The organism is Chryseobacterium shigense (genome assembly GCF_014207845.1).
Lineage (GTDB): Bacteria > Bacteroidota > Bacteroidia > Flavobacteriales > Weeksellaceae > Chryseobacterium > Chryseobacterium shigense_A.
On sequence record NZ_JACHLC010000001.1, the window covers coordinates 526132 to 549068 of the forward strand.

25 protein-coding genes are annotated in these 22937 nt (G+C 37.4%); 14 read left to right on the plus strand and 11 right to left on the minus strand.

The genetic code is table 11. The annotated features are described in order from the left end of the window. Positions 1–14: 14 nt before the first annotated feature. Together HNP36_RS02305 and gldG are read left to right on the plus strand one after the other, a co-directional pair. Positions 15–743, plus strand: coding sequence for an ABC transporter permease subunit (locus HNP36_RS02305; protein WP_184160890.1), 729 nt, complete (start codon positions 15–17; stop codon positions 741–743). Between the two features lie 4 nt (positions 744–747). Continuing rightward, the gene (gene gldG / locus HNP36_RS02310) at positions 748–2418 is read left to right on the plus strand and encodes a gliding motility-associated ABC transporter substrate-binding protein GldG (protein ID WP_184160887.1); all 1671 of its coding nucleotides are present in this window, start codon (positions 748–750) and stop codon (positions 2416–2418) included. A gap of 53 nt (positions 2419–2471) precedes the next feature. On the opposite strand, the gene HNP36_RS02315 is transcribed toward gldG, so the two are convergent. The 5 genes from HNP36_RS02315 to HNP36_RS02335 all read right to left on the minus strand — a co-directional run bounded on the left by HNP36_RS02315 (position 2472) and on the right by HNP36_RS02335 (position 5899). Continuing rightward, complete coding sequence (locus tag HNP36_RS02315; RefSeq protein ID WP_184160884.1) at positions 2472–3710, minus strand: serine hydrolase domain-containing protein; 1239 nt, start codon at positions 3708–3710, stop codon at positions 2472–2474. Between the two features lie 161 nt (positions 3711–3871). Next, positions 3872–4513: a hypothetical protein gene (locus HNP36_RS02320; RefSeq protein WP_184160881.1), complete on the minus strand. Its 642-nt coding sequence runs from the start codon at positions 4511–4513 to the stop codon at positions 3872–3874. Positions 4514–4599: 86 nt separating this feature from the next. Continuing rightward, positions 4600–4854, minus strand: coding sequence for a hypothetical protein (locus HNP36_RS02325; protein WP_184160876.1), 255 nt, complete (start codon positions 4852–4854; stop codon positions 4600–4602). 146 nt (positions 4855–5000) lie between these two features. Next, positions 5001–5459: a hypothetical protein gene (locus HNP36_RS02330; protein ID WP_184160873.1), complete on the minus strand. Its 459-nt coding sequence runs from the start codon at positions 5457–5459 to the stop codon at positions 5001–5003. A gap of 11 nt (positions 5460–5470) precedes the next feature. Further along, a complete protein-coding gene (locus HNP36_RS02335) occupies positions 5471–5899 on the minus strand; it encodes a DUF4268 domain-containing protein (protein WP_184160870.1) in 429 nt (142 codons plus the stop codon). Between the two features lie 142 nt (positions 5900–6041). Here HNP36_RS02335 and HNP36_RS02340 point away from each other — a divergent pair, with 142 nt between their 5' ends. The 3 genes from HNP36_RS02340 to HNP36_RS02350 all read left to right on the plus strand — a co-directional run bounded on the left by HNP36_RS02340 (position 6042) and on the right by HNP36_RS02350 (position 7882). Beyond that, positions 6042–6449: an RrF2 family transcriptional regulator gene (locus HNP36_RS02340; protein ID WP_184160867.1), complete on the plus strand. Its 408-nt coding sequence runs from the start codon at positions 6042–6044 to the stop codon at positions 6447–6449. A gap of 166 nt (positions 6450–6615) precedes the next feature. Then, positions 6616–7503: a sulfite exporter TauE/SafE family protein gene (locus tag HNP36_RS02345; protein WP_184160864.1), complete on the plus strand. Its 888-nt coding sequence runs from the start codon at positions 6616–6618 to the stop codon at positions 7501–7503. A gap of 88 nt (positions 7504–7591) precedes the next feature. Then, a complete protein-coding gene (locus tag HNP36_RS02350) occupies positions 7592–7882 on the plus strand; it encodes a putative quinol monooxygenase (RefSeq protein ID WP_184160861.1) in 291 nt (96 codons plus the stop codon). 353 nt (positions 7883–8235) lie between these two features. On the opposite strand, the gene HNP36_RS02355 is transcribed toward HNP36_RS02350, so the two are convergent. Next, positions 8236–9030, minus strand: a complete 795-nt coding sequence (locus HNP36_RS02355) for a T9SS-dependent choice-of-anchor J family protein (RefSeq protein ID WP_184160858.1) — start codon at positions 9028–9030, stop codon at positions 8236–8238. A gap of 96 nt (positions 9031–9126) precedes the next feature. Here HNP36_RS02355 and HNP36_RS02360 point away from each other — a divergent pair, with 96 nt between their 5' ends. From HNP36_RS02360 to HNP36_RS02395, 8 genes are all read left to right on the plus strand, one after another. Continuing rightward, positions 9127–11265 (plus strand): TonB-dependent receptor plug domain-containing protein, encoded by a 2139-nt coding sequence (locus HNP36_RS02360; RefSeq protein ID WP_184160855.1) that lies wholly within the window; start codon positions 9127–9129, stop codon positions 11263–11265. Positions 11266–11276: 11 nt separating this feature from the next. Next, positions 11277–12383 (plus strand): HmuY family protein, encoded by a 1107-nt coding sequence (locus HNP36_RS02365; protein WP_184160852.1) that lies wholly within the window; start codon positions 11277–11279, stop codon positions 12381–12383. A gap of 21 nt (positions 12384–12404) precedes the next feature. After that, positions 12405–13283: a hemin ABC transporter substrate-binding protein gene (locus HNP36_RS02370; RefSeq protein ID WP_184160849.1), complete on the plus strand. Its 879-nt coding sequence runs from the start codon at positions 12405–12407 to the stop codon at positions 13281–13283. Continuing rightward, positions 13267–14307, plus strand: coding sequence for a FecCD family ABC transporter permease (locus HNP36_RS02375; protein ID WP_184160846.1), 1041 nt, complete (start codon positions 13267–13269; stop codon positions 14305–14307). The genes HNP36_RS02370 and HNP36_RS02375 overlap by 17 nt, the downstream gene beginning before the upstream one ends. Then, on the plus strand, positions 14307–15077 hold the full coding sequence (locus HNP36_RS02380) for a heme ABC transporter ATP-binding protein (RefSeq protein ID WP_184160843.1): 771 nt from the start codon (positions 14307–14309) through the stop codon (positions 15075–15077). Before HNP36_RS02375 ends, HNP36_RS02380 begins: the two co-directional genes overlap by 1 nt. 2 nt (positions 15078–15079) lie before the next feature. Next, entirely contained in the window at positions 15080–15730 is a 651-nt protein-coding gene (locus tag HNP36_RS02385; RefSeq protein ID WP_184160839.1) for a class I SAM-dependent methyltransferase, read from the plus strand. A 4-nt stretch (positions 15731–15734) separates the two neighbouring features. After that, on the plus strand, positions 15735–16763 hold the full coding sequence (locus HNP36_RS02390; RefSeq protein ID WP_184160836.1) for a hemin-degrading factor: 1029 nt from the start codon (positions 15735–15737) through the stop codon (positions 16761–16763). A gap of 184 nt (positions 16764–16947) precedes the next feature. Continuing rightward, positions 16948–17820, plus strand: a complete 873-nt coding sequence (locus tag HNP36_RS02395; RefSeq protein ID WP_184160833.1) for a ChaN family lipoprotein — start codon at positions 16948–16950, stop codon at positions 17818–17820. Between the two features lie 162 nt (positions 17821–17982). Here the strand turns inward: HNP36_RS02395 and HNP36_RS02400 are convergent, their stop codons facing one another. Next, a complete protein-coding gene (locus tag HNP36_RS02400; protein ID WP_184160829.1) occupies positions 17983–19485 on the minus strand; it encodes a tetratricopeptide repeat protein in 1503 nt (500 codons plus the stop codon). A 204-nt stretch (positions 19486–19689) separates the two neighbouring features. Here HNP36_RS02400 and HNP36_RS02405 point away from each other — a divergent pair, with 204 nt between their 5' ends. Then, positions 19690–20319, plus strand: coding sequence for a peptide deformylase (locus HNP36_RS02405; RefSeq protein WP_184160827.1), 630 nt, complete (start codon positions 19690–19692; stop codon positions 20317–20319). Positions 20320–20374: 55 nt separating this feature from the next. On the opposite strand, the gene HNP36_RS02410 is transcribed toward HNP36_RS02405, so the two are convergent. From HNP36_RS02410 to HNP36_RS02425, 4 genes are all read right to left on the minus strand, one after another. Next, on the minus strand, positions 20375–21115 hold the full coding sequence (locus HNP36_RS02410) for an NERD domain-containing protein (protein WP_184162307.1): 741 nt from the start codon (positions 21113–21115) through the stop codon (positions 20375–20377). Positions 21116–21230: 115 nt separating this feature from the next. Next, positions 21231–21653 carry an organic hydroperoxide resistance protein gene (locus HNP36_RS02415; protein ID WP_184160824.1) on the minus strand — a complete coding sequence of 141 codons (423 nt, stop codon included), beginning with the start codon at positions 21651–21653 and terminating at the stop codon, positions 21231–21233. Next, positions 21654–22088: a MarR family winged helix-turn-helix transcriptional regulator gene (locus HNP36_RS02420; protein WP_184160821.1), complete on the minus strand. Its 435-nt coding sequence runs from the start codon at positions 22086–22088 to the stop codon at positions 21654–21656. A gap of 32 nt (positions 22089–22120) precedes the next feature. Further along, the gene (locus HNP36_RS02425; RefSeq protein WP_184160818.1) at positions 22121–22753 is read right to left on the minus strand and encodes an NAD(P)H-dependent oxidoreductase; all 633 of its coding nucleotides are present in this window, start codon (positions 22751–22753) and stop codon (positions 22121–22123) included. Between the last annotated feature and the right edge of the window lie 184 nt (positions 22754–22937).

Here is a 22937-nt window from a genome sequence, read left to right on the forward strand (position 1 = left end):
TTGTACAAAAAACTATGATTGCAATTTTAAAGAAGGAACTTTGGAGCTACTTTGGAAACTGGAGCGCATGGGTTATTATTGCCGCTTTCAGCCTCATCACAGCTCTTTTCCTGTTTTTTTTCGAGAATGATTCCAATATTTTTGATATCGGAATGGCTTCTCTACAGAGCTATTTCGTACTCGTTCCGTGGCTGCTGATGTTCATTATTCCTGCACTTTCCATGAAAACCTTTGCAGAAGAGCAGCAAACAGGAACACTGAACTGGCTTTTTTCTCAGCCGTTAAAAGTTTCAGATCTGGTAACAGGGAAATTTCTTTCAGTTTGGATTGTTGGCGTTCTGTGCCTTATTCCATCATTGATTTATCTTTATACCGTATATGTTTTAGGAGTTCCTGAGGGAAATATTGACCTGGGAATGACCTTTGGAAGCTATATCGGGCTGATTGTTCTTATTGCAGCTTTTGCAGGAATAGGAATTCTGGCCTCGTCACTTTCCCAGAACCAGATCATGGCTTATCTGCTGGGCGTTTTCATGTGTTTTATCATGTATTTCGGAATAGAACAGCTGGCGAGCTACAAGCTTCTGGGCGGTGCAGATTTTATACTTCAGAATATAGGGTTTTATCAGCATTTTCTTGGCTTTACAAGAGGTCTTATCGATCTTAAAGATGTGGCCTATTTTATCCTGATCATCGGTGCTACGTTATTATTGTCCAACCATTTTATCACTAAAAAGAAGTAGCATTATGAAGAAGTTTGATATTAAATCCCCATTAGGAATTTTCTTAATTGCCGTTGTACCTTTGGTTATCCTGCTTACATTTTCCGGAATCAGGCTGGATTTAACCAAAGAAAAAAGATATACCCTTTCCGATAATACTGTAAAAGTGCTGGAATCTGTAAAGAAACCGCTCACAGTAGACGTTTACCTTGAAGGTGATTTCCCTGCAAGCTTTAAGCAGCTTCAGAGCGAAACCAAATTCATGCTGGAAGAGTTCAGAAAGATCAATCCGAAAATAGATTTTAAATTTATTGATCCCATTAAAACAAAGATGTCCCAGGATACTTTGATGGCCATGGGAATGCAGCCTTCGGTTCTTCCGGATGTTAAAGACGGAAAGATTTCGCAGATCACACTTTTTCCTTATGCCGTTATAAAATACGATAAAAGAGGAGTTTCTATCCCTCTGGTTGTACAGCAGGCAGGAATAGATGCCGATCAGCAGCTTACAAGATCTATCGAAGGCCTGGAATACAGCCTTGTTTCCAACATCAAGAATATTGCAGCAGACAAGAGAAAGAAAGTAGGAATCCTTGTCAATCATGATGAACTTGGACCGGAAGAATTTCACAGCTTCATGCAGCTGGCACTGGAAAACTACGATGCAGGTCCTGTAATTCCAAAAAACCAGACAGAACTTACCCTGCAGGATCTTCCTTTACTTAAGCAAATGAGTGCTTTGGTCATTGCAAAGCCAAGAAAAGCATTCACAGATAATGAAAAAGTGATTCTTGACCAGTTCATTATGAATGGAGGAAAGACACTTTGGATGATCGATGCCGTTAACGCTGAAATGGATACACTGACAAGATCCCAAAAAGTAATGCCTTTTCCTGTGGACATCAATATGACTGATTTCTTTTTCAATTACGGGATCAGGATCAATCCGGCACTGGTAAAAGATGTAAAGAAATTTGCTCTTCTTAAACTGGTAACCGGTGAAGTGGGAGGGAATCCGCAGTATACAAGCCTTCCGTGGCCGTATTTCCCGCTTGGAATTGCTGAAAATGATAATCCGATCACGAAAAATATCAACCCGGTAAAATTTGAATTCCCTACTTCCATTGATACTTTGGGTGGAAGAAAAAATATTAAAACAAAAGTTCTTTTTGAATCCAGTGAAAGAACACTTCTGAAGCAGGTTCCGAATTATGTCGACCTTAAAGAAATTGCAAGTGTGGACAGCCTCGGGCAAATGGAAAAGCCAAGTACGCCAAAAATATTTGCTGTTGCGCTGGAAGGGAAATTCAGTTCTGCTTATGCATCAAGAATTGAAAGAAAAGGTTATCCTGGCTTCAAAAGTCAGAGTCCCGAGAATAAAATGATCATTATTGCAGACGGAGATGTAGGAAGAAATAAAATGCACAAAGGTGAGCCGCTTCCGATGGGAATTGACCGCCTTACCAACCAGGAATTCGGGAACGAACAGTTTTTGAGAAATGCCCTGGATTATCTTCTGGACGACAGCAACCTGATGGCTCTCAGAAACAGGAATATTGAGGAAAGACTGTTGGACCGGAACCGTGTCACAGAAGAAAAAGCAAACTGGCAATGGCTGAATTTATTACTGCCTTTAGTGGTAATAGGCCTGCTGGGAGGATTATTCTTCTGGATGAGGAAAAGAAAGTTTGGATAATACATAAAAGCCGTTTCATTTTTTTGAAGCGGCTTTTTTATTTATATTCTAAGCTACTTTCTGAGTTTACTTTGATATTTCTCAAGCACATTCCATATTCCGTAGAAAGCATCATTTCCTTTTTTATCCGAAAAATTGGTGTTAAAAACCATGATGCGCCCCAGATTATTCTTAGGATCAAAAAACAGGATAGACATAACACCCGGATCGCCTCCGGTATGCCCGATGTATCCGGTATAGCCATATCCTATAAAAATACCGGTATTGTAAGATTCGCTGTAAGGATTCTGCTCATTTCTTTCCGTGAAGTTTTTGGCAGTAAGCTGGGGTTTAAAATATTCTCTGTAGCTTTCAGGAGTCAGGATGGTTCCATTGCCGTTATAACCTTTGATCAGTTCGGATAAATATTTACTCAGGTCGTTGATGCTGGTTATCAGTCCGCCATCCGGATAAGTTATGGAATGATAATAGGGAAGAACCGTTTCAGGGTTTTCATAAAGACGGGAAAACTTTGAGAAATTAATGTCTTCAAATTTCCAGCCTGAATCATTCATTTGTAAAGGTTTAAGGATATATTCTTTGGTGAAATCACTGAAACTCTTTCCGGTGGCCTGTTCTATGATGAAAGCGGCAAGCGTGGTGCCTACGTTGGAGTATTCATACATACTTCCGGGCTGATGTGATGAAAAGCTGTTTTTATTCCATTTTCCGTTTTCTGCGAGTACATTTTGTAAAAATGATTTCATTGGAATAATTGAATCTGAAGGATTGAAAATCTGTTCATCATCAAAATTAAGTTTAACGCCATCTAACTTCTGATCCTGTTTCAGATAATAGTTTTTGGAAAGGTAAAATTCATTGTCAGTGATCGAGGAGGTATGTGTCGCTAATTGGCGGATGGTGATATTGGCCTGAGGAAAGTTCGGATTAGCCACTTTGAAAGGCAAATACTTCTGAACAGGATCATCCAAATGCAGCTTTCCCAGTTCCTGTGCTTTAAGAAGGGCAATTCCGACAAAGGTCTTTGAAACAGAAGCAATATTTTGAATCGTATGATCGGTATATTGCTTTTTACTTTTTACATCTGAATGGCCAAATCCCTGCTGATAAAGTGTAGATTCACCATCAACGACAGAAACAGCAAATCCGTTGAAAATTCCCTGTTGATATATGGTGTTTATTTCCGTATTGAGAGATTCTCTGATATGTTTTTCTATATTAAACTGTCTGTTTTTCTGTGCGTTACATGATGCTAAAACATATACGGCAATGAGTAATAAAAATCCTTTCATATGTCTTTTAATAATAGGACAGTTAGAGTAATGGTTTTATTACATAATTTAACAGGAAGGAAATACAAAAGGGGAGCCCTAGTATGTTGAAAGGAAGTAAATTAACTAACTGAAAATCCCATTTCAGCTGTTGCCTGTTTGTTTTTTATGTAATTTATAGCTTACTGTTCTTTATCCACTGTTTCAGGAAGCAGCAATGCTGTTTTGTAATAGCTTATGTCTGCCGGAATTTTGTTTTGCAGATCTTTAAAAGTAGAATAATCGTAGTGCTCCCATTCAGAATCATCATCCGGATCAGGGGTTTTATCTATAGCCAGTTCAAGTTTTCCGTCTTCCTGGTAGCTGAATTCTATGGCTGCAAATTTTTCACCGTTTTCATCATAAGTATACCAGCACTTTGTTGTTCTTTCCAGTATAGGTTTCAGAGTTTTGTTATCCAGAACCTGGGAACAGATGAAGTTTTCAGGATCATCATAATGAAAGACTGTTTTTGAGATCAGGGGTTTTTCATCCACGGTTAATGAATACATTTTGTTTGTGGCAATGATGAAGTCTCCGTTGGTTTCCCGTTTCTCAATATCAAAAAGGTCAGATTTTTCTTTCAGGTAATTCACAATTTCTTCTTCATCTTCCTTATGATTCATAAAATAGTTGATATTGTACACTTCATCTTCGGTAAGAAACTCTATCTCTTTCAGTAATTCAGAGTCTTTCTCATAATAGTATAAATGATAATCGTCCAGCTTTTCAGCCCTGGCCTTTGAAATCACTTCTCCAAAAATGTTTTTATATACTTTTTTCATGTTTAGTCGTTTATTAGATTTTATTATCAGTAGTTATGGTGTATACAGCATATTTGAGGCCTTTTTTTTATAATTCCGGCAGAAATTTATTTTTTAGATACCACACGCGCATTTTTTAGCAGAATTTTTATCCGTTGCATAAGTTGGTTGCCTGTACTAATTCCTACATGGGAGTGTCCGGTGTCTGAAAATTTTCCGGAATAGAAATGAGAATCAAAATATTCCTCATTCAGGTAGTTTTCGGTATGATAATAACTGTTGGATAATTGATAACGGTACTTGTCTGTTTCAGGGAGGGTAGGCATGAGCTTAAAGTTCTCATCCCTGTATTCAGTTTTCATGGGTTAGTTTTTGTAGTTCCAAATATATTTAAAATCAAATAATTATGGAATTATATCCGGGATTTTATGATAAAGATTGTAGGAAAGGTATAAAAAATTCAGGATTTGGATCAAAATTAATGAATATCTCTTTAACATAGAGAATATTAGAACATATTAAAGCCTTTTATATGATTTCTGATTCTGCCTTCAATAAGCATCGGAAGTGTACCGTTAACGCTGTTGAAATATTTTTCAGGCACCGGATTATTTGCTAATTGGTTTAGAGGAGGATTATCTCCTTCATCTAAAAACATAAAAACCGGAAGTCCGTGGGATGCCAGGCATATAAAAAATAGAGATCTGGAAATCAGTAGATTATAAACATCCAATAATTCAAGTCTTTCCTCCCGCTGCATTTCATTCTGGCTGTCATAAATACCATAATCCAAAGCATAACAGTAATTTCCGGCCAGGAATAGAAGTTCTTTTAAAACCTTCGGAAAAGAATTTCCTTTATTATAAGTCTGTTCCAGAAGGATAATATCACTTTCAGGCATGCCTTTGTTGGTATCACCATCTATTTCAGGGTATTTGAGTAGAATATTCAAGTATTGTATGTCCATTTAATTAAACTCTATACATCTTTGATAAAATCTTCATATTCATAATAAAATCTCTCAAAACCATCCATTTTATCCCAGAAAAATTCGAATGTTTCCTGCCAGGTATTTTTATTGAATATAGAAACATTATGCTTTTCAACCCAGATTTTACTGATTACCTTTCCGTTATCAAGGGTAAAATATTCCTCTTTCTGAAAGTCTCCTATAAAATCTTTCAGAATATCTTCCAGAGACCATATCTTTTCATAATAGGCATTCCGGAAAATTTCATCCTTCATCTCTATGTCCAGTGAAACCCCGGCTTTTTTGTTATCGGCATAAAATTTAAATGACAGATCCTTGATCTTGGTATCATACAGGATCCACTTTCTCGGAAAAGACTTTCCAAAAGCCGTCCAAAACTCCTTTTTTAGTTGCTGTGCTTCTTGTTTGCTGAACATATGAACAAACTTAAGAATTTAATGGTGAAAAGGCAAAAAACGGGTACATAAAGAATAAGCAAAACGACACATAGTCTGCACTTTTCTTTCATCATGATTTCTTCATTTATCTAATTCAAACTATTTTCTTATTTTTGCTGTAATGCTTTCAAAAAAATCCCAATATGCTTTTAAAGCGCTTTCATACCTTGTAGAGAAAAGGAATGACGGCCCGGTCCTTATTTCTGAAATTGCGGAACATAAGAAGATCCCTTTGAAGTTTTTAGAAAATATCCTGCTGGAATTGAAAAAAGCAGATATCCTCGACAGTAAAAAAGGAAAAGGAGGCGGATATTTTGTAAAAGGAAATCCTGAAAATGTAAAGCTTGCCAAAATTATCCGTTTGGTGAATGGTCCCATTGCCATGCTTCCATGCGTAAGTTTAAATTTCTATGAAAAATGTGAAGACTGCAACGAAGATCACTGCGGACTGCACGATGTACTCATAGAAGTTCGGGATGCTTCCCTCAATATTCTTGAGAAAAAAACTTTAATGGATCTGGTTGACTAACCCGGTCCCTTTTTTTGAATAATTAGTCTACTTATTTGGTAGGATAATATTTTTATTTGATATTTGCAGTACCCAAATGCTTCAATCATAAATGAAAGCGGCCTTGTTCCGGTTGTTCAATGCCTGAGAGATAAAACCGGTGGCCAGGAGCTGTAATGATAGTAATATGATAATTTCAAGAAAAATCCAGATAAGACTCAATGTATTCTTTATCACGGCCATTATCCTGCTGATCACCATTTTATCCATGTATGAACTGGGGTATATGGATGAGCTGCTGAATATTTTAGCTAAAGACAATTATATCTTTTACTGGATGCTGCTGGTTGGTGTATTTGCAGAAATTGTAGCCGGATCAATGGGAATGGGGTATGGGGTAATTTGTACAACAACCCTTTTGTTCCTGAATATTCCACCCCATATTGTGAGTGCCAGCATTCATTCTGCTGAAAGCTTTACAACGGCGGCAGGAAGCTTAAGCCATATCAAGCTTAAAAATGTAAGTAAAACCCTGGTTAAGAAACTGGCTGTTCCGGCAGTTATAGGAGCCATTATAGGTGCAGTAAGCCTTACTTATTTGGGAGAATATTATTCCAAAATCACGAAAACACTTATTGCTTTTTATACCCTTTATCTGGGAATTCAGATTCTTTCCAATGCATTTAAGGATAAACAGAATAAGGCTCTGAAAAAGAAAACCAATCTTACAAGACTTGGTGTAATTGGAGGTTTTATAGATGCTTTTGCCGGAGGTGGATGGGGCCCGTTGGTTACCGGAACCCTTATTAAAAATGCTTTCACTCCCAGATTTGCAGTTGGCAGCTCCACCGTTGCTAAATTTATACTGACCATCACTGCTGCCATTACGTTTTTCCTTACCCTTGGAATTCAGCACTGGAATATCATTCTTGGCCTTTTGATAGGCGGAATTATTACCGCTCCTTTTTCTGCTATGCTTACGGCAAAACTTCCTGTAAAGAAAATGTTTCTGGTGATCGGAATCCTTGTTATTGTGATGAGTTCCATAACTATTTATAAATCAGTTTTCAAATAAAATTTATGTGTTCCGCAGAAAAATAAATGCCCGAAAAGCTTTTTCTGCTTTGAAAATATTCTACTTTTACACCAATAAATAATAGAAAATGAATTTGCACATAATAGCGCTTTTTAAGTTTAATGAAAACTATCTGATGGAAGCTGTAGAGCTGTTTCAGAATCTTGTAAAAGAGACCAGAAAAGAAGAAGGATGCCTTCAGTATGACCTTATTGAAGACAAGGATAATAAAGGAACATTCTTTCTGATTGAGCTGTGGGAAAGTGTTGACCACCATAACAGGCACAACGGTCAGGACCATCTTCTGGACTTCCGTAAAGATGCTTCAAAAATCATGGAAAGCTCCGCTGAGGTGTACAAGGGGTTTAAGATTTATTAATAATTAATTTAAAAATTTAAGATTTAAGCATTTAATTAATCAGGTGTCTGTTGAATTGTAATTTATATTCACTCTCTAATTCTTTTAATCTTTAAATCATTAAATCTTTTAATTTAAAAATCATATAAAAGGCGGTCTCAGATTCTGAGACCGCCTTTTGATTAGAAAAAATAGAAAGTATTAAAATTTGAGTTTATTTTACAAATGTAAATAATTATTTTTAATAAGTCTAAATAAAAGTATAATATTTATTTTTTTCACCTTAATCCTATGAGAATTGTTCTGCCGGATATAAAAAAGCTGCCCCGAAAGTTTCAGAACAGCTTTATAAAGGTGGTATAGTCTAATAAACCTTATTTTTTAATGAACTTGGATTTTATTACTGAACCTTCAGCAGTTTCAATAATGATATAGTAAACACCAGCCTGAAGAGCTGCAATATTAAATTGCTGTCCCTTTACTTTACCTTCAGAAACTTTTTGAGCTCCTGCAGAGTAAATCTGGATATTTTTAGGTTCTTTTTTGTATACAAACTGTAAAGCCGTATTATCCGAATTTACAGCAAACTGAACATTCTCCTTAGTTTTTACATGGTCTGAAACGGCAAGAGTAGATGCTGCATTATAAATAACATCATCCACCTGCAGGGCAGCATGCTGTACAGAACCGGTAAATTTAAACGCAATATACTGGTTGGCAGATGCCGGTACAGTGATGGTTACTGTTTGCTCCGTTGCAGAATTTAGTGAATAAACCGGGCTGATGGATGTGAAAGTTGCAGTACCTGCGGTTGTAGCTGCAGAAATAAGACCTACTTCCAGAGTTCCTCCTCCGGCAGATCCTGTTGTCATTGCATAAGTAAATTTCAGTGATTTTGTACCATCGGGAGCAACAATCTGAGGAGAGATAAGATATCCGGCAGTATTGGGAGACATCAGTGTATAGAACTGTGCATGCTTATCTGTAGTTCCGTCTGCATATATAAAGGGTCCGGCTCCGGGAGGAACTACCTTCGACCATCCGTTCTGTGGCCAGGCTGCGCTCGTACCCGTTGTAAATGAATCAAAGTTTTCATTAATCGTCGCTACTTGTGCATTCGCTGTAAAAGCCGTAAACATTAATGTTCCTAGAAGTAGTTTTAATTTCATAACGTTATTTTTATTTAGAATTATTCTACAAAAGTAATAATTTTATTTTTAACTATTCTAAATAAAATATTATATTTGTCGAAAATTTTTGCGTCTATGAAGAAGAAGGTACTTTCAATACTGTCATTGTCCGCTGTTTTGTGGATCAATGCGCAGGAAAAAGATTCTCTTAATCAGAAGAAAATAGAAGAGGTTGTTGTTACGGGACAATACACCCAGCAGTCTATTAATAAATCCATTTATAAAGTAGAGGTTATTAATGCAGAGCAGATCAAAAATATGGCGGTTACGAATGTCGCAGAGGTTCTTAATCAAAATCTTAATATCCTGATACAGCCCAACAGAAGCAGCGGAGATTCCAACGCCAGTATTATGGGATTAAGCGGGGAATATACCAAAGTTCTTATTGATAATATCCCAGTGGTGAGCGATCAGGGAATGGGAAATCTTGTGGATCTTACCAAGCTTAATGTTAATAATATAGAACGTATTGAAATTGTAAAAGGTTCGATGGGTGTAGAATACGGAAATAATGCTGTAGCAGGTGTTATCAACATTATTACTAAGAAAAGCTATTCTAAAACGTTTAATGCCTTGCTTTCGTTGCAGGAAGAAACAGTAGGTAAAGATTATGACTGGTTTAAAAAAGGTAACGGACGCCATGTTCAGTCTTTAAATTTAGGGTATAAAATATCTGAAAACTGGTCAATCACTGCAGATGTCAATCATAATGATTTTCAGGGATATAAAGGGAAATATCAGGGGTATAAATTCTTTGATCCCGATAATGCACTCAGAGGTTACGAATGGCAGCCGAAAGATCAGCTGGTTACCAATGCTGCGGTTCGGTACGCAAAAAACAATACCTCCCTGTTTTATAAAGTCAATTTCCTTACAGAAACCGTTAACTTCTATAATCCCCTTGTGAATGTAGATATATTGGGGGAAGGTAACAGAACTTACGTAGCAAATGATAAGGATTATTTTACTAAAAGATGGATTCATCAGTTCAATATTCAGACAAAAATAGGATCAAGAATAAACTATACAGGAGATTTTTCATACCAGAGCCAGGAGAGAAAGCTCCAGGATTATAAATATGACGTTCCGAACAGAACTGAAAAATCAAGGGAAGATAAAAGAACATACTATAAATCTGAGGTTCTATATTCAAGAGGAATGCTCAGCAATTTCCTTGACAGTAAAAAGATTAATTTCCAGTTGGGCTACGAATTAGACAGAACAAAAGGTTTTGCAAGCAGTGCTATCGGAAATTTCGGAACTACAGGAAAAGAAGATATTAACAGAACCATTTTCAATTATGCCAATTTCCTGTCCGCCGAATGGATAGTAACGGATAGATTTTCCCTGCGTCCGGGAGCAAGGCTGGCATTAAGTGATAAATTCGATTCACAGTTTAATTATTCATTAACAGCAAAATATAATTTCTCAGAACAATCGGACATCCGCGGAGTTTTCGGATCTGCCAACAGATTTCCGACTTATGATGAGCTGTTTACCTTTGTAGTAGACAATAACCACGACATCAGGGGAAATGAGAACCTTAAACCTGAAACCGGTTATTCCATCGGGTTATTCTGGGATTATAACCTTAAAAATTCCAATGACTGGAAATTCAATTTCAGCGCTTCGGGAATGTACCTGAATGTGAAAGACAGAATTGAAAGCGTAATTATCAGCAACAGCCCTCTGAAATATACCTACCTTAATATTGATAACTATAAATCATTACTGTTTGGAGGAAGTGTAAATATAAGAAAAGATAACCTGAGCATCAATGCAGGAGTTTCTGCACTAGGGATTTCACAGGTTTTAAATACCGGGAACATCACTTCACCCGATGATTTTAACTTTTATGTGGAAGCTAATTTAGCAGCCAATTATACCCTACCAAGAACCAAAACACTTTTTGCCCTTTATTATAAATACTCAGGCGAAAGCAGGCAGTATGTTCATATAGGAAATGCCCAGGACCCGCTGGATCCGGGAAAATATGTTCTGGGAGAAATCGGGGATTTTAATATGATGAATTTCACCGTTTCTCAGCCATTCTTTAACAGTCACCTCGAACTGGCCTTGGGAATAAAAAATATTTTTGATGTTTCTACCATCAGAAATACAACCATTGCAGGAGACGGCCACAATGCAGGAGCAAGCAATCAGAATCTTTTTTACGGCAGAAGTTATTTTGCCCGCTTAAACTATAATTTCTAATACCATCAAGAATGAAAAAAATAATATTTTGTCTCTTATTCGGAGCTTCATTTGTTTTTCAGTCATGTCTCAGCGATAATGAAGATCCCGTAGCAGTAGCACCGGTTCAGGGAGCTATCGGAAATCCTAATGTAGGAGGGGCAACAGAACCCAATCAGGTCTGGATTGACCTGAGCGAGATTGATCCCACTACCAAAGGCCCTGTACAAACCTTTACAAAAAGAACAGACTGGGATCTCGCATTCTATTCGGGATCTGAGTTTAAAGTTGTTATAAATTCATCCATAATGATGGCGGCAGGCAAAATCCCTAATGTAACCACTCTGGATCAGGTTACGGATGCAAGTGTAGCTTCCATGAAATATGATGTTCAGGTTGCCAATTTCAACCCTGCCAATGAAGTATACGTTGATGATGTTAAAGGGAACTTCCCATCCGGATATACAGCCATTTCAGAAATCAAGGCCGGTGATTCCGGAAATGCCATCTATCTGGTTAATATGGGCAGGGAAATCTTTGCCGGTACTGTAGCTCCGGGATCTGTAGCGACAGGAGGCGACAGCAGAGGCTGGAAAAAAGTTCAGATTGTGAGATCAGGCGATGAATATAAAGTAAAATCAGCGGATCTTGACGGAAGTAATTATTACGAAACAACAATAGCTAAAAACGCAGCTTACAATTACAGCTTTCTCAGTTTAAAAAATAAAAGGCAGGTATTTATTCAGCCTGAAAAAAATAAATGGGATCTGTGCTTTACCGTATTTACCAACATTATTACCGGAGCCGGAAGCTATATTTATGCAGATTTCGTAAACAATAACAATCTGGGTGGCGTTGGTGCCTATGAAGTTATGGTGACTTCAGGTTCAGGAATTGATGCATACAACAATTTCAAAATGGCAGATGTAGTTCCGTCCAAATTCATTTATAATGATCACCGCGTTATCGGTGGGAACTGGAGAAACCCTGTAGGAACAAACGGACTTGAAGTGTACGGAGACCGTTTCTATGTCATTAAAGATGCCGAAGGATATTATTTTAAGCTGAAGTTCACAAGATTTACCGACAGCCAGACCGGAGAACGCGGTTTCCCTCAATTCGAATACAAACCTTTATAATAAATCAAATAATAGTATATCATGAAGAAATTAATCCTTGCAGCTTCCATCCTGATGGCAGTATACTCTTGCAAAAAAGAAGAAGGTGCTAAAAAAGAAAATACAACAGAAGCTTCTTCTGAAGCTCCGAAAACCAATAACAAAATTGTTACCCTGAGCGGTGGTATTACAGAAATTATAAGCGCACTGGGCCACGAAAAAGAAATCGTGGGAACAGACGTTACAAGTACATATCCTGAAACTCTGAAAGCTACAGCTAAGGATCTTGGGCATGTAAGATCCATGACAATTGAACCAATCATGGCCGTAAAACCAACCTTGATTTTAGCTTCAGATAAAGACATCAATCCTGAACTATTGGGAAAGATCAAATCTTCAGGGATTAAAGCTGAGGTTTTCAAACAGGAATATTCCGTAGACGGAACTAAAAAGCTGATTACTGATGTGGCAAAAGCTATCGGAAATACAGATTACCAGAAATTAAACGATAAAATTGATGCTGATTTAAAACAGATTCAGCCAATCGCTAAAAAACCAAAAGTATTGTTCATCTACGCAAGAGGAAACATGCTGATGGTTTCAGGAAAAAATACACCTATGGCCTCATTGATAGGTCTTGCAGGTGGTGAAAATGCAGTAAATGATTTCGAAGACTTCAAACCACTGACACCTGAAGCCGTTGTAAAAGCAAATCCGGATGTATTATTCTTCTTCTCAAGCGGATTACAGGGAGCCGGCGGAAACGAAGGAGCTCTTAAAATGCCGGGCGTTGCACAAACCAACGCAGGTAAAAATAAAAAGATCATCGCAATGGACGGAGGACTGGTTTCAGGTTTCGGACCTAGACTGGGAGAAGCAGCAGTAGCATTAAACAAACTTTTAATTGAGAACACAAAGTAAACTCTACTTTTATTTAACTATAGGTACCGTGCTGCTTGCCATTATAGCAGTGCTGGCACTTAATACAGGAGTCTATGACTTTGGAGGAACATCACCCTTCAAAATTTTATGGCAATATATAAAAGGAGATCCGGGCATATCGTTAAGCGATAAATATGTGATCTGGGATGTACGTGCGGCCAGGATCATTATGGCAGTTTTAATAGGAAGTATGCTTGCTGTTTCGGGGACAGGCCTGCAGGGGCTTTTCAAAAATCCTCTTGCAACGGGTGATCTGATAGGCCTTACATCGGGAGCAACACTATTGGCAGCAATTGCCATTGTTTTAGGAGGGCATTTCAAACAGTATCTTCCTGAAGCTGTACAATTTTCACTGGTGGGAATTGCGGCATTTATAGGATCTTTTTTATCGATGATGTTGGTATACAGGATTTCCACAAGTGGAGGAAAAACAAATGTGGTGATGATGCTTCTTACCGGAGTAGCCATTACAGCGATCGGATTTTCAATTACCGGATTTCTGATCTACATTTCAAAAGATGAACAGCTCCGGGACCTTACGTTCTGGAACCTCGGGAGCCTGGCAGCAGCAACATGGACTAAGAATATTATCCTGGCAGTAGTGCTGGTTATTTCTTACATCATCCTGCTTCCGAAGGGAAAAGCCCTGAATGCCATGATGCTTGGAGAGAAAGATGCCCAGCATTTGGGAATCAATGTAGAAAGACTTAAAAAACAGATCATCATTATTGTAGCCCTTATGGTAGGAAGCTGTGTTGCATTTTCAGGAACAATAGGATTTGTAGGGTTAATTGTACCTTACATTTTAAGACTTTTATTCAAATCGAATTATGCATTTATCCTGCCTTTGTCGGCCGTATGCGGAAGTATATTGCTTTTAACGGCAGATACTTTCAGCAGAAGCATTGTAGAACCTTCCGAACTTCCGATAGGAATTCTTACGGCACTCATGGGAGGTCCTATTTTTATTGCCATTTTAATTAAATTCAAAAAATCCCTGTAATGATAAAGGCACATCAGATCAGTTACAAGCATAAAGACTTCTATATTCTGGACGGAGTTGATGTTTCTCTGGGGTATGGAGAATTTCTTGCTATTGTAGGTCCTAACGGAGCTGGGAAATCCAGTCTTTTGAGCGTTTTGGCCAACGAAGTAAGATCCAGGCAGGAAGTATTGTTTAAGAATAAAGCTATTGCCAAATGGGATGTGAAAGAACTGTCTAAACATAAGGCTAAATTTTCCCAGCACAACAGCAACGATATTCCTCTTGAGGTAAAAGATGTCATCATGATGGGAAGGTATCCCTATTTCGATGCCCAGCCCGGAAAAGAAGACCTGGAAGCCACAAGCAGAATGATGGATGAAACAGATATTTTTCATCTGAAAGACAGGGAATACAATACACTCTCCGGAGGCGAAAAACAGCGTGTACACCTTTCAAGGGTAATGGCCCAGCTTGAAAATGACATTGCCCATAAAGTGGTTTTTCTGGACGAGCCCCTGAATAATTTAGACATCAAACATCAGTATAAAGCTTTGGAGATCATTAAAAATTTTACAAAAAAAGCTAACAGTGCTATTGTTGTGCTGCACGATCTGAACCTTGCCGCACAGTTCGCAGATAAGATCTTATTAATGAAATCAGGAAAGGTTTCCGCATACGGAACGCCGGAAGAAGTTTTCACCGCTGAGAACATCAGCCATGCTTATAATTTTCCCTGTACCATTTGCGGACACCCGATTACCAATAACCCAATGATCATTTTTGGATAACCATGGAAAAAGATGAATTAAAGATCCTCGCTCAAAACCTTGCCAACCCGCAGGGAGAAAAGGGTATAGAGATCGGCGAAATGATGAATGCCACCAACATCAGCATGACGCTGGAAAGCATCAAAACACTTTTAATAGAAGATGATGAGCGTATTCTTGAAATAGGACACGGAAATGCCGGCCACCTGAAACATATTGTAAGCAGGGCACAAAACCTGAAATATACAGGAATCGATATTTCTGAAACCATGCACAATGAAGCCAGGAAGCTGAACAAGGATTTTGAAAGCCAGGCTGAATTTGTACTGTATGAAGGGGAAAAGCTTCCTTTTGAAGACAAAACCTTTGATAAAATATTCACGGTTAATACCGTTTATTTCTGGGAAAATCCGGTTGAATTTCTCAACGAGATCTATAGAGTTTTAAAGAGAGACGGAACTTTTGTCCTCACTTTCGGACAGAAAAAATTCATGGAAACACTGCCGTTTACAGAATACAATTTTACCATGTACAGCAACAGTGAAATGGAGCAGCTGGTTTCCAAAAGCCATTTCAAAAGAATGAAAATCTCGGAAAAAGAAGAAGATATACCAAGCAAGTCCGGAAACGAGACCATACATAGAATTTATACAGTTTTAACCATAAAAAAATAAAATAATGAGCACATTAGTTAATGATTTAAAGGAAAAATGGGAGGCTCTGAAAGCAGAAAATCCACATATAAGAATAAGAAATGCCGCAACACAGCTGGGCGTAAGCGAAGCCGAACTTTTGGCAACAAGCATAGGAGAAGGAGTAACGGTACTTAATCCTGAATTTCCGGCTATCCTTACCGAAGCAGAAAAACTGGGTAAAGTAATGGCTCTTACCCGTAATGATGAATGTGTACATGAGAGAAAAGGAATTTACCAGAACGGTGATTTCAGCAGCCCGCATGCACAGCTTTTTGTAGGAGAAGACATTGATTTGAGAATATTCCTTAACCACTGGAAATCTGCCTTTGCCGTAGTGGAAGGAGACAAAAAAAGCCTTCAGTTTTTCGGAAAAGATGGCCTTGCTCTTCATAAGATTTACCTGACAAAAAACAGTGATGAAGCTGCGTTCGATGCTATTGTAGGAAAATTCAAGGCGGAAGACCAGAATAGCGTATTAACCATTGAAGCAGTGGCTCCGAAAGCTCCTGAAAAAGCAGATTCTGAGATTGATGTTGAAGGATTCAAAAAAGCCTGGACGGAATTAAAAGATACCCATGATTTCTTCATGATGACCAGAAAATTCGGGGTAAGCAGAACCCAGGCATTAAGGCTGGCTCCTGAAGGATTTGCTAAAAAAGTTGACAATTCTAAAGTAGTGAACGTTCTTGAAGATGCTTCAGAAAAGAATATTCCTATTATGGTTTTCGTTGGAAACAGAGGAATTATCCAGATTCATACAGGTAATGTAAAGAAAACACTTTGGCACCAGCAGTGGTTCAATGTAATGGACCCGGATTTCAACTTACATCTTGATGTTACCAAAATCGCTGAAGCATGGATCGTTAAAAAACCTACGGAAGACGGGGAAGTAACGGCTATTGAAGTATTCAACAAAGAAGGGGATTTCATCGTTCAGTTCTTCGGGAAAAGAAAGCCTGGAATTCCTGAACTGCAGGAGTGGAAAGACCTTGTTGCAGAATTAGAGAAATAAATAGTTAGATGATTTTTATAAGGGCCGTTTTGTTTTTTTAATTCAAGGCGGTCTTTTGTTTTTGAAAGGCTAAAAAGCTGAGATGGCAAAGAAGGCTGATTGTACCTTTTGTGGTTCAGAATTAGTAAAAAAATGTGATAGTGTGAAGAAACATTTGTGTAATTTGTGTTTAAATAAAATAAGAATGAAAAATATATTCATAACCGTTCTGCTGGCAGGTTTTTGTTCATTAAGCGGGCAGAATTTTAAGGCATACCAGTTTTATGATAAAAAAGGGAAAGAAGTAAAAACAGATAAACTGGTTAAAGAACTGGCTGAATATGATGTGGTTTTCTTTGGTGAAAATCATAACAGCTCAGTCAACCACTGGCTTCAGCTGAGAGTAACCGAAGCTTTGTTTGAGAAGAAAAACGGGCAGATTATTCTTGGGGCAGAAATGTTCGAAAGAGATAACCAGTCACAGTTGAATCAGTATTTGAATGGAAAATCTGATGCAAAAACATTAAAAGATTCAGCCCGCTTATGGAACAATTATACTACGGATTACAAACCGCTGGTTGATTTTGCCAAAACTAAAAAACTGAATTTCATTGCAACGAATATTCCAAGAAAATATGCTTCCCAAACTGCAAAGGAAGGACTTGAATCCCTGAATACATTAAGCGCTCAGGAGAAAACATACATCGCACAGCTTCCGATTAAAGTAACCTTAGATACACCCGGTTATCCGGAAATGAAAGCCATGATGGGAGATCATGCGGAAGGAACAAAAGTGATGAACTTTATCTCTGCACAGGCTACAAAAGATGCTACTATGGCTGAATCTATCCTGAAAAATATACAGGCGGGAAAAACTTTCATTCATTACAACGGAAACTATCACAGCAAAGAATTCGGTGGAATTTACTGGTACATCAAACAGAAAAATCCCAATCTTAAAATGGCGGTAATCTCTGTTTTTGAATCTGAAGACCCTGAGCTGAAAATTCCTGCTAAAGATTATATCCCGACAGATTTTAACCTGATCATTCCGGCGGATATGACGAAAACATTTTAAAATTCGGAGGGTCTTTTGACGAGAGAGTTTTTATAATTAAAAAAGGCTTCGACTCCGCTCAGCCTGACAGTAATAATCTATTCGTTTGTATTGTTTTAACTGCCGGGTTGAGTGGAATCAGAGTTCTTAAAAAATGTTCAGCGGGTAGGGTATCACGTTGTTTTATTCCGGATTGTTGTCCAGGTTCTTAAACCAAAGTTCTGTACTTTCTTCAGCGGGGATATTCAGTTTTTTCCTGAGATTGTGTTTTCTGTTTCTAACGGTGCTTATAGTTCTGAAAGTATACTGTGCAATATCTTTCGTATTAAATCCTAGGTACACATATGCGCAGAGGGTAAGCTCTGAAACTCTGAGTTTAGGATCAATTTTCAGGAGTTTATTAATTAAATCTGTATAAACTTCCCGGAAACGTGTAAAAAATTCAGGGCTGTTGTTTTTGGCAAGCTGTATCAGGTCATCAAAAGATTCATTTACCTTCTGTTTTAGTTCCTGGGTTTCTTCTTCTTTTTCCACAATGATTCTTTCTTTTTCCAGAAGAAGTTTCTTTTTTCGTTTTTGCAGCTTTCTTACAAATAAAAAGGTTGAAAGTAAAAGGATAAATCCCAATATTAAAGCACTGTATAATAATATTCTGTAATCGTGCTTATGCTTTTCCTGTTTTTCGTTTATTATTTTACGGATAGGAACTTCCACCAGCATTTTATTGGCATCTTCTATACTGTCATTAATGGTAGTATATTTTTCCAGGGCCAGCAAACGGGCATTTTCCTCTTTTGCATCTTTATAATTCTGGTATAATAATTTATAAATCTCCTTTTCATCATTAGGTCTGTTCAGTTCCTTAGCAATATCTATTGCTTGCAGATAATTTTCCGTGGCCTTGTTGTACTCCTTATTTTTATTATAATATAAACCTGTTGCATGCAAAACGACACACTTCTGGTAGGGGGTAACCAAAGGGTCTGATTTTAACAGCTCATGAGAAAGATCCAGAAACTTTTTAGCTTTCGCCAGATCTTTTGTATGAAGGATATAATTTTTAGCAATACGGGTTGCTGAGATTGCATCTTTTTTTATTCCGAATGCTTTTTCTGCGGCAAGCATGGAGCTTTTAATATTTCCTGCCGCTTCATTGCTTACCGCCTGGCAATTGTAGACATAAAACAGCGCTTTTTCCTTTTTTTGCGGATCGGGAATTTTCAGGGCCCAGTTTTCAGCAATTCCATAACTCTCCATGGCGTTTTGCAGTAAACTCAGCATTGAGTAATTTTTCCCTAATTCTGTATATACTGCTGCATTTAAATCGGCAATCTGAAGATCTTTATTGTAATATAAAGCCTCATCAAGGTATTTCAGACTTTCTTTATAATTGCCCATGTTATTATAGAGATTTCCAACCTGAAAGCTGGAGTAGGCAGCCCCTTTTGTATACCCTATTGATTTTGAATTTTGTATTAGGGCAAGATTCAGATCTATTGCCTCCTGGTAGGTTCCTTTCTTTCTTAATTCATAAGTGGTATTACACAGCGAGTCAATTTGCGGGATAGAATATTGGCATAGAGCAATATACGGAACCAATAGACATAATAACTGAAACCCGTTTTTCAGTAGAATATAATTTATAAAAGTAGAGGTTGAATGTAATTTTTGTTTTGGATATATCATAAATTTATGAATATTATTCATGTTTCTAAAAAGTAAAAGTATATAAATAAAACTGTATTTCTTTAAATAATATGCCTGTTCACTGAATTATCCGCTCCTTTAAAGTTCATATCTTAAATTTTGAATTTTTCAAACATTTCTCATATGCTTTCATTATAGCTTTGTAATACTTTCCTTTTATCTTTACATCACAAACTGTAAAAAATGAAAAAAATATCTTTTCTGCTCATCTTCTTTATCGGGTTCGTTAATGCTCAAAAACTGTCATCAAGTGAAATTTCAATAATCAATAAAGGTGATATCAATGCGGCGTTGCCAATTTATCAGACAACAGACTCTCATCAGCATAAAACCTTATTAAGCCTCTCTACAGAAATAGATCCTGCTGATCCTAATACAGTAACTTTGGTGAAAAGGATGAAAGAATCCCTTCTTTCAACGGATGGTGGAGTAGGAATTGCAGCGCCACAGGTTGGGATCAACAGAAAAGTGATCTGGGTACAGCGTTTTGACAAGGAAGGAAATCCATTGGAGTATTTCATCAATCCTGTCATTGTATGGAGATCAGAATTGCAGAATCTTGGCCCGGAAGGGGATTTGTCTATTCCGGATTTCAGGGACCAGTTTTACAGGAGTAAAGTAATTCAGCTGGAATATACGGATCTGAAAGGGCAAAAATATTCGGAGATTGTAGAAGGTTTTACGGCTGTTATTTTTCAGCACGAGATTGACCATCTTTTCGGAATTTTGATCTCGGATAAAAAAGAGAAGGAGAAAAACGATTCTTACAAAAAAGTGGATGCTTTTAAGAAGAGTGATTCAACGACGAGATAATGGTTTTGTTTTCATATAGGCATTCAGGCTTTATTTACAGTTTTGCAATGCCGTTTTAATGTGAAGATTGTCTTTTGTTTCTTGTATATGTACATCCGGGAAAATTGCTGCAGCCCCAGAAAATCCCGTATTTACCATTTCTTTCAATAAGATTTCCACCGCATTCCGGACATGAAATATTTTTATTCATACTGGAATTAACTCTTCGTGTTGTATCTTTATTCCGGTTGTTTGTTTTTGCATTGAGAATGGTGGCGACAACTTCGTTCCTGGTTTGTTCGTTAAGGTAAAATGAATCATACCTTTTAATTGTTTTGACCAGCTTATTCACATAAACAACATCAGTATATGTTTTGGTTTTAAGCGTTGCTCTTTTTGTAAATGTAATGATCGAATAATATCTCAGATACTTATAATTTTTCAGGACGTGCTTTAAAGCATAAATATGACTCTGATTCTGTAAAACAGGATTATAAAACTTACGTCTGTATCTATAAATGGCCTGAATCCAGAATTTATCATTTTCATAACCCAAGATCCAGCCTTTGTAATTTTTAGTTTCAATAACAAAGATTCCATACTCTGAAACAATAATATGATCTATCTGTGAAGTGGAGCCTTTAATCCTGAATTCAACATTATTCAGAACAATGTATTTTTCACTATTCAGTCTTTTTAAGGCTTTTGAAACTTTATTCTCACCAATAACTCCTTTTATTCTTGGAGTGTAGTATTTAATTAATAGGAATAAGATACCCAGAACTAATAGAAAAATAATTAGAAAACTGCTATCCATACTGTTTGTATAAGATTTCTGTTAATGCTTTTATACTTATTGGGCCGGTTGTCATCAGTAAATAAAAAAATCTGCCTCCAAAGAAACAGATTTTTTTATAGAAAAGAAACTAAACTTAGTTATTCGTAACCGAAAGCTTAACCTCCATATTATTTCTTGTAGCATTGGAATACGGGCAGATCTGGTGAGCCTTTTCAGTTAATTCCTGTGCTTCTTCAATAGAAACCCCCGGAATATTCACATCAAGCTCTGCAGCTAAACTAAATCCTCCGTTTTCCAGCTGTCCTATACTGATTTGTGCAGCAACAGTAGTTTCCCCGGTTTTTACTTTTGAAAGGCTGATCACCCTGTTAAGAGCACTGTCGAAACACGCTGAATATCCCGCGGCAAAAAGCATTTCAGGGTTGGCAAAATCATCATTGCCGCCACCTAACGCTTTAGGCATTCTTACATCCAGTTCCAAAACTCCGTTTTCACTTTTTACATGTCCGTTTCTTCCTCCTTGTGCTGTTACTTTTGTTGTATATAATGTTTTCATTTATTTTTCTATTTTGTTTAATACTTTTAAGATTGTTTCTTTAAGGTGCAGCAGATCTTCCGAGTCTACACCAATTTTATTCTGTATTTTTCCGGGAATTTCACAGGCTTTCTGCTGCAGCTGCTTTCCGGATTCTGTCAGAAATACTTCAACCACTCTTTCATCCTCTTTTTTCCGTTTTCTGGTAATAATTCCCTTACTTTCCAGCCTTTTCAGAAGAGGAGTTAATGTTCCGCTGTCCAGAAACAGTTTTTCACCGATATGGCTTACCGGAAGACCATCATTTTCCCACAATACCATCATCACGAGATACTGCGGATAAGTGATATCAATCTCATCAAGGAACGGACGGTAAAGCCCTGTAATTTCCTTGGCAATCACATAAAGCGGAAAGCAGATCTGATTTTCCAACTGTAAAGCTTTTGAATTTTCCATAATACCTGAATTTGAAAGGTTTATTGAATATATTACTTTTTAATGATGAATTCCTCCATCGGAACCCTTACTTTTTTCATTGAGGACAGCCAGTCTTTTTCCTCATCCCTGTAACCGAGATAAAGCAGGGTGACACTTTTTAATCCCAGTTCTTTTAATCCCAGGATTTCATCCACCACTGCATTGCTGAATCCTTCCGCGGGTGTACTGTCGATTTTCAGTTCTGCGGCCTGGGCAAGGGCAAATCCCAAAGCAATATACGTCTGTCGTGCCGTATGGGCAAAGTGCTCTTCTGAAGTCTGCGCATTATACATCTCCTTGATCTTATCCGTATAGCTTCCGAAACGCCCTCTCGGCAAATCCCTCACATCGGTATGATAATCGTATACCTTATCAATTTTTTCATTGGAATAGCTGTCCCATGCAGCAAATACCAGCAAATGGGAAGAATCTCTCATTACCTCAGGATTTAAAGCCCCGGCAGTCATTTTTTCTTTTAATTCCTGATTTTCCACTACAATAATACGGAAAGGCTGAAGCCCCGATGAAGTAGGAGCAAGCCTGATTGCTTCTAAAATAGTATCAAGATCTTCCTGTTTCACTTTTTTTGAAGGATCATATGCTTTTACGGCATGTCTCCACTGTAAATCTTTTATTAATGACATTTCTGTTGGTTTAAATTATATTTTCTGTTATTTAATTCCTTAAGCTCCTTAAAGCTGAAAAGAACTATGCAAATATATAGCCAATTATATTGTGTGCAATTTAATTATGATAGATTTAATTAATATGCATTTTAGAACAGAAAAATCAGAAGAAAGTAAAATGACAATTTATGCGTTAGTTATT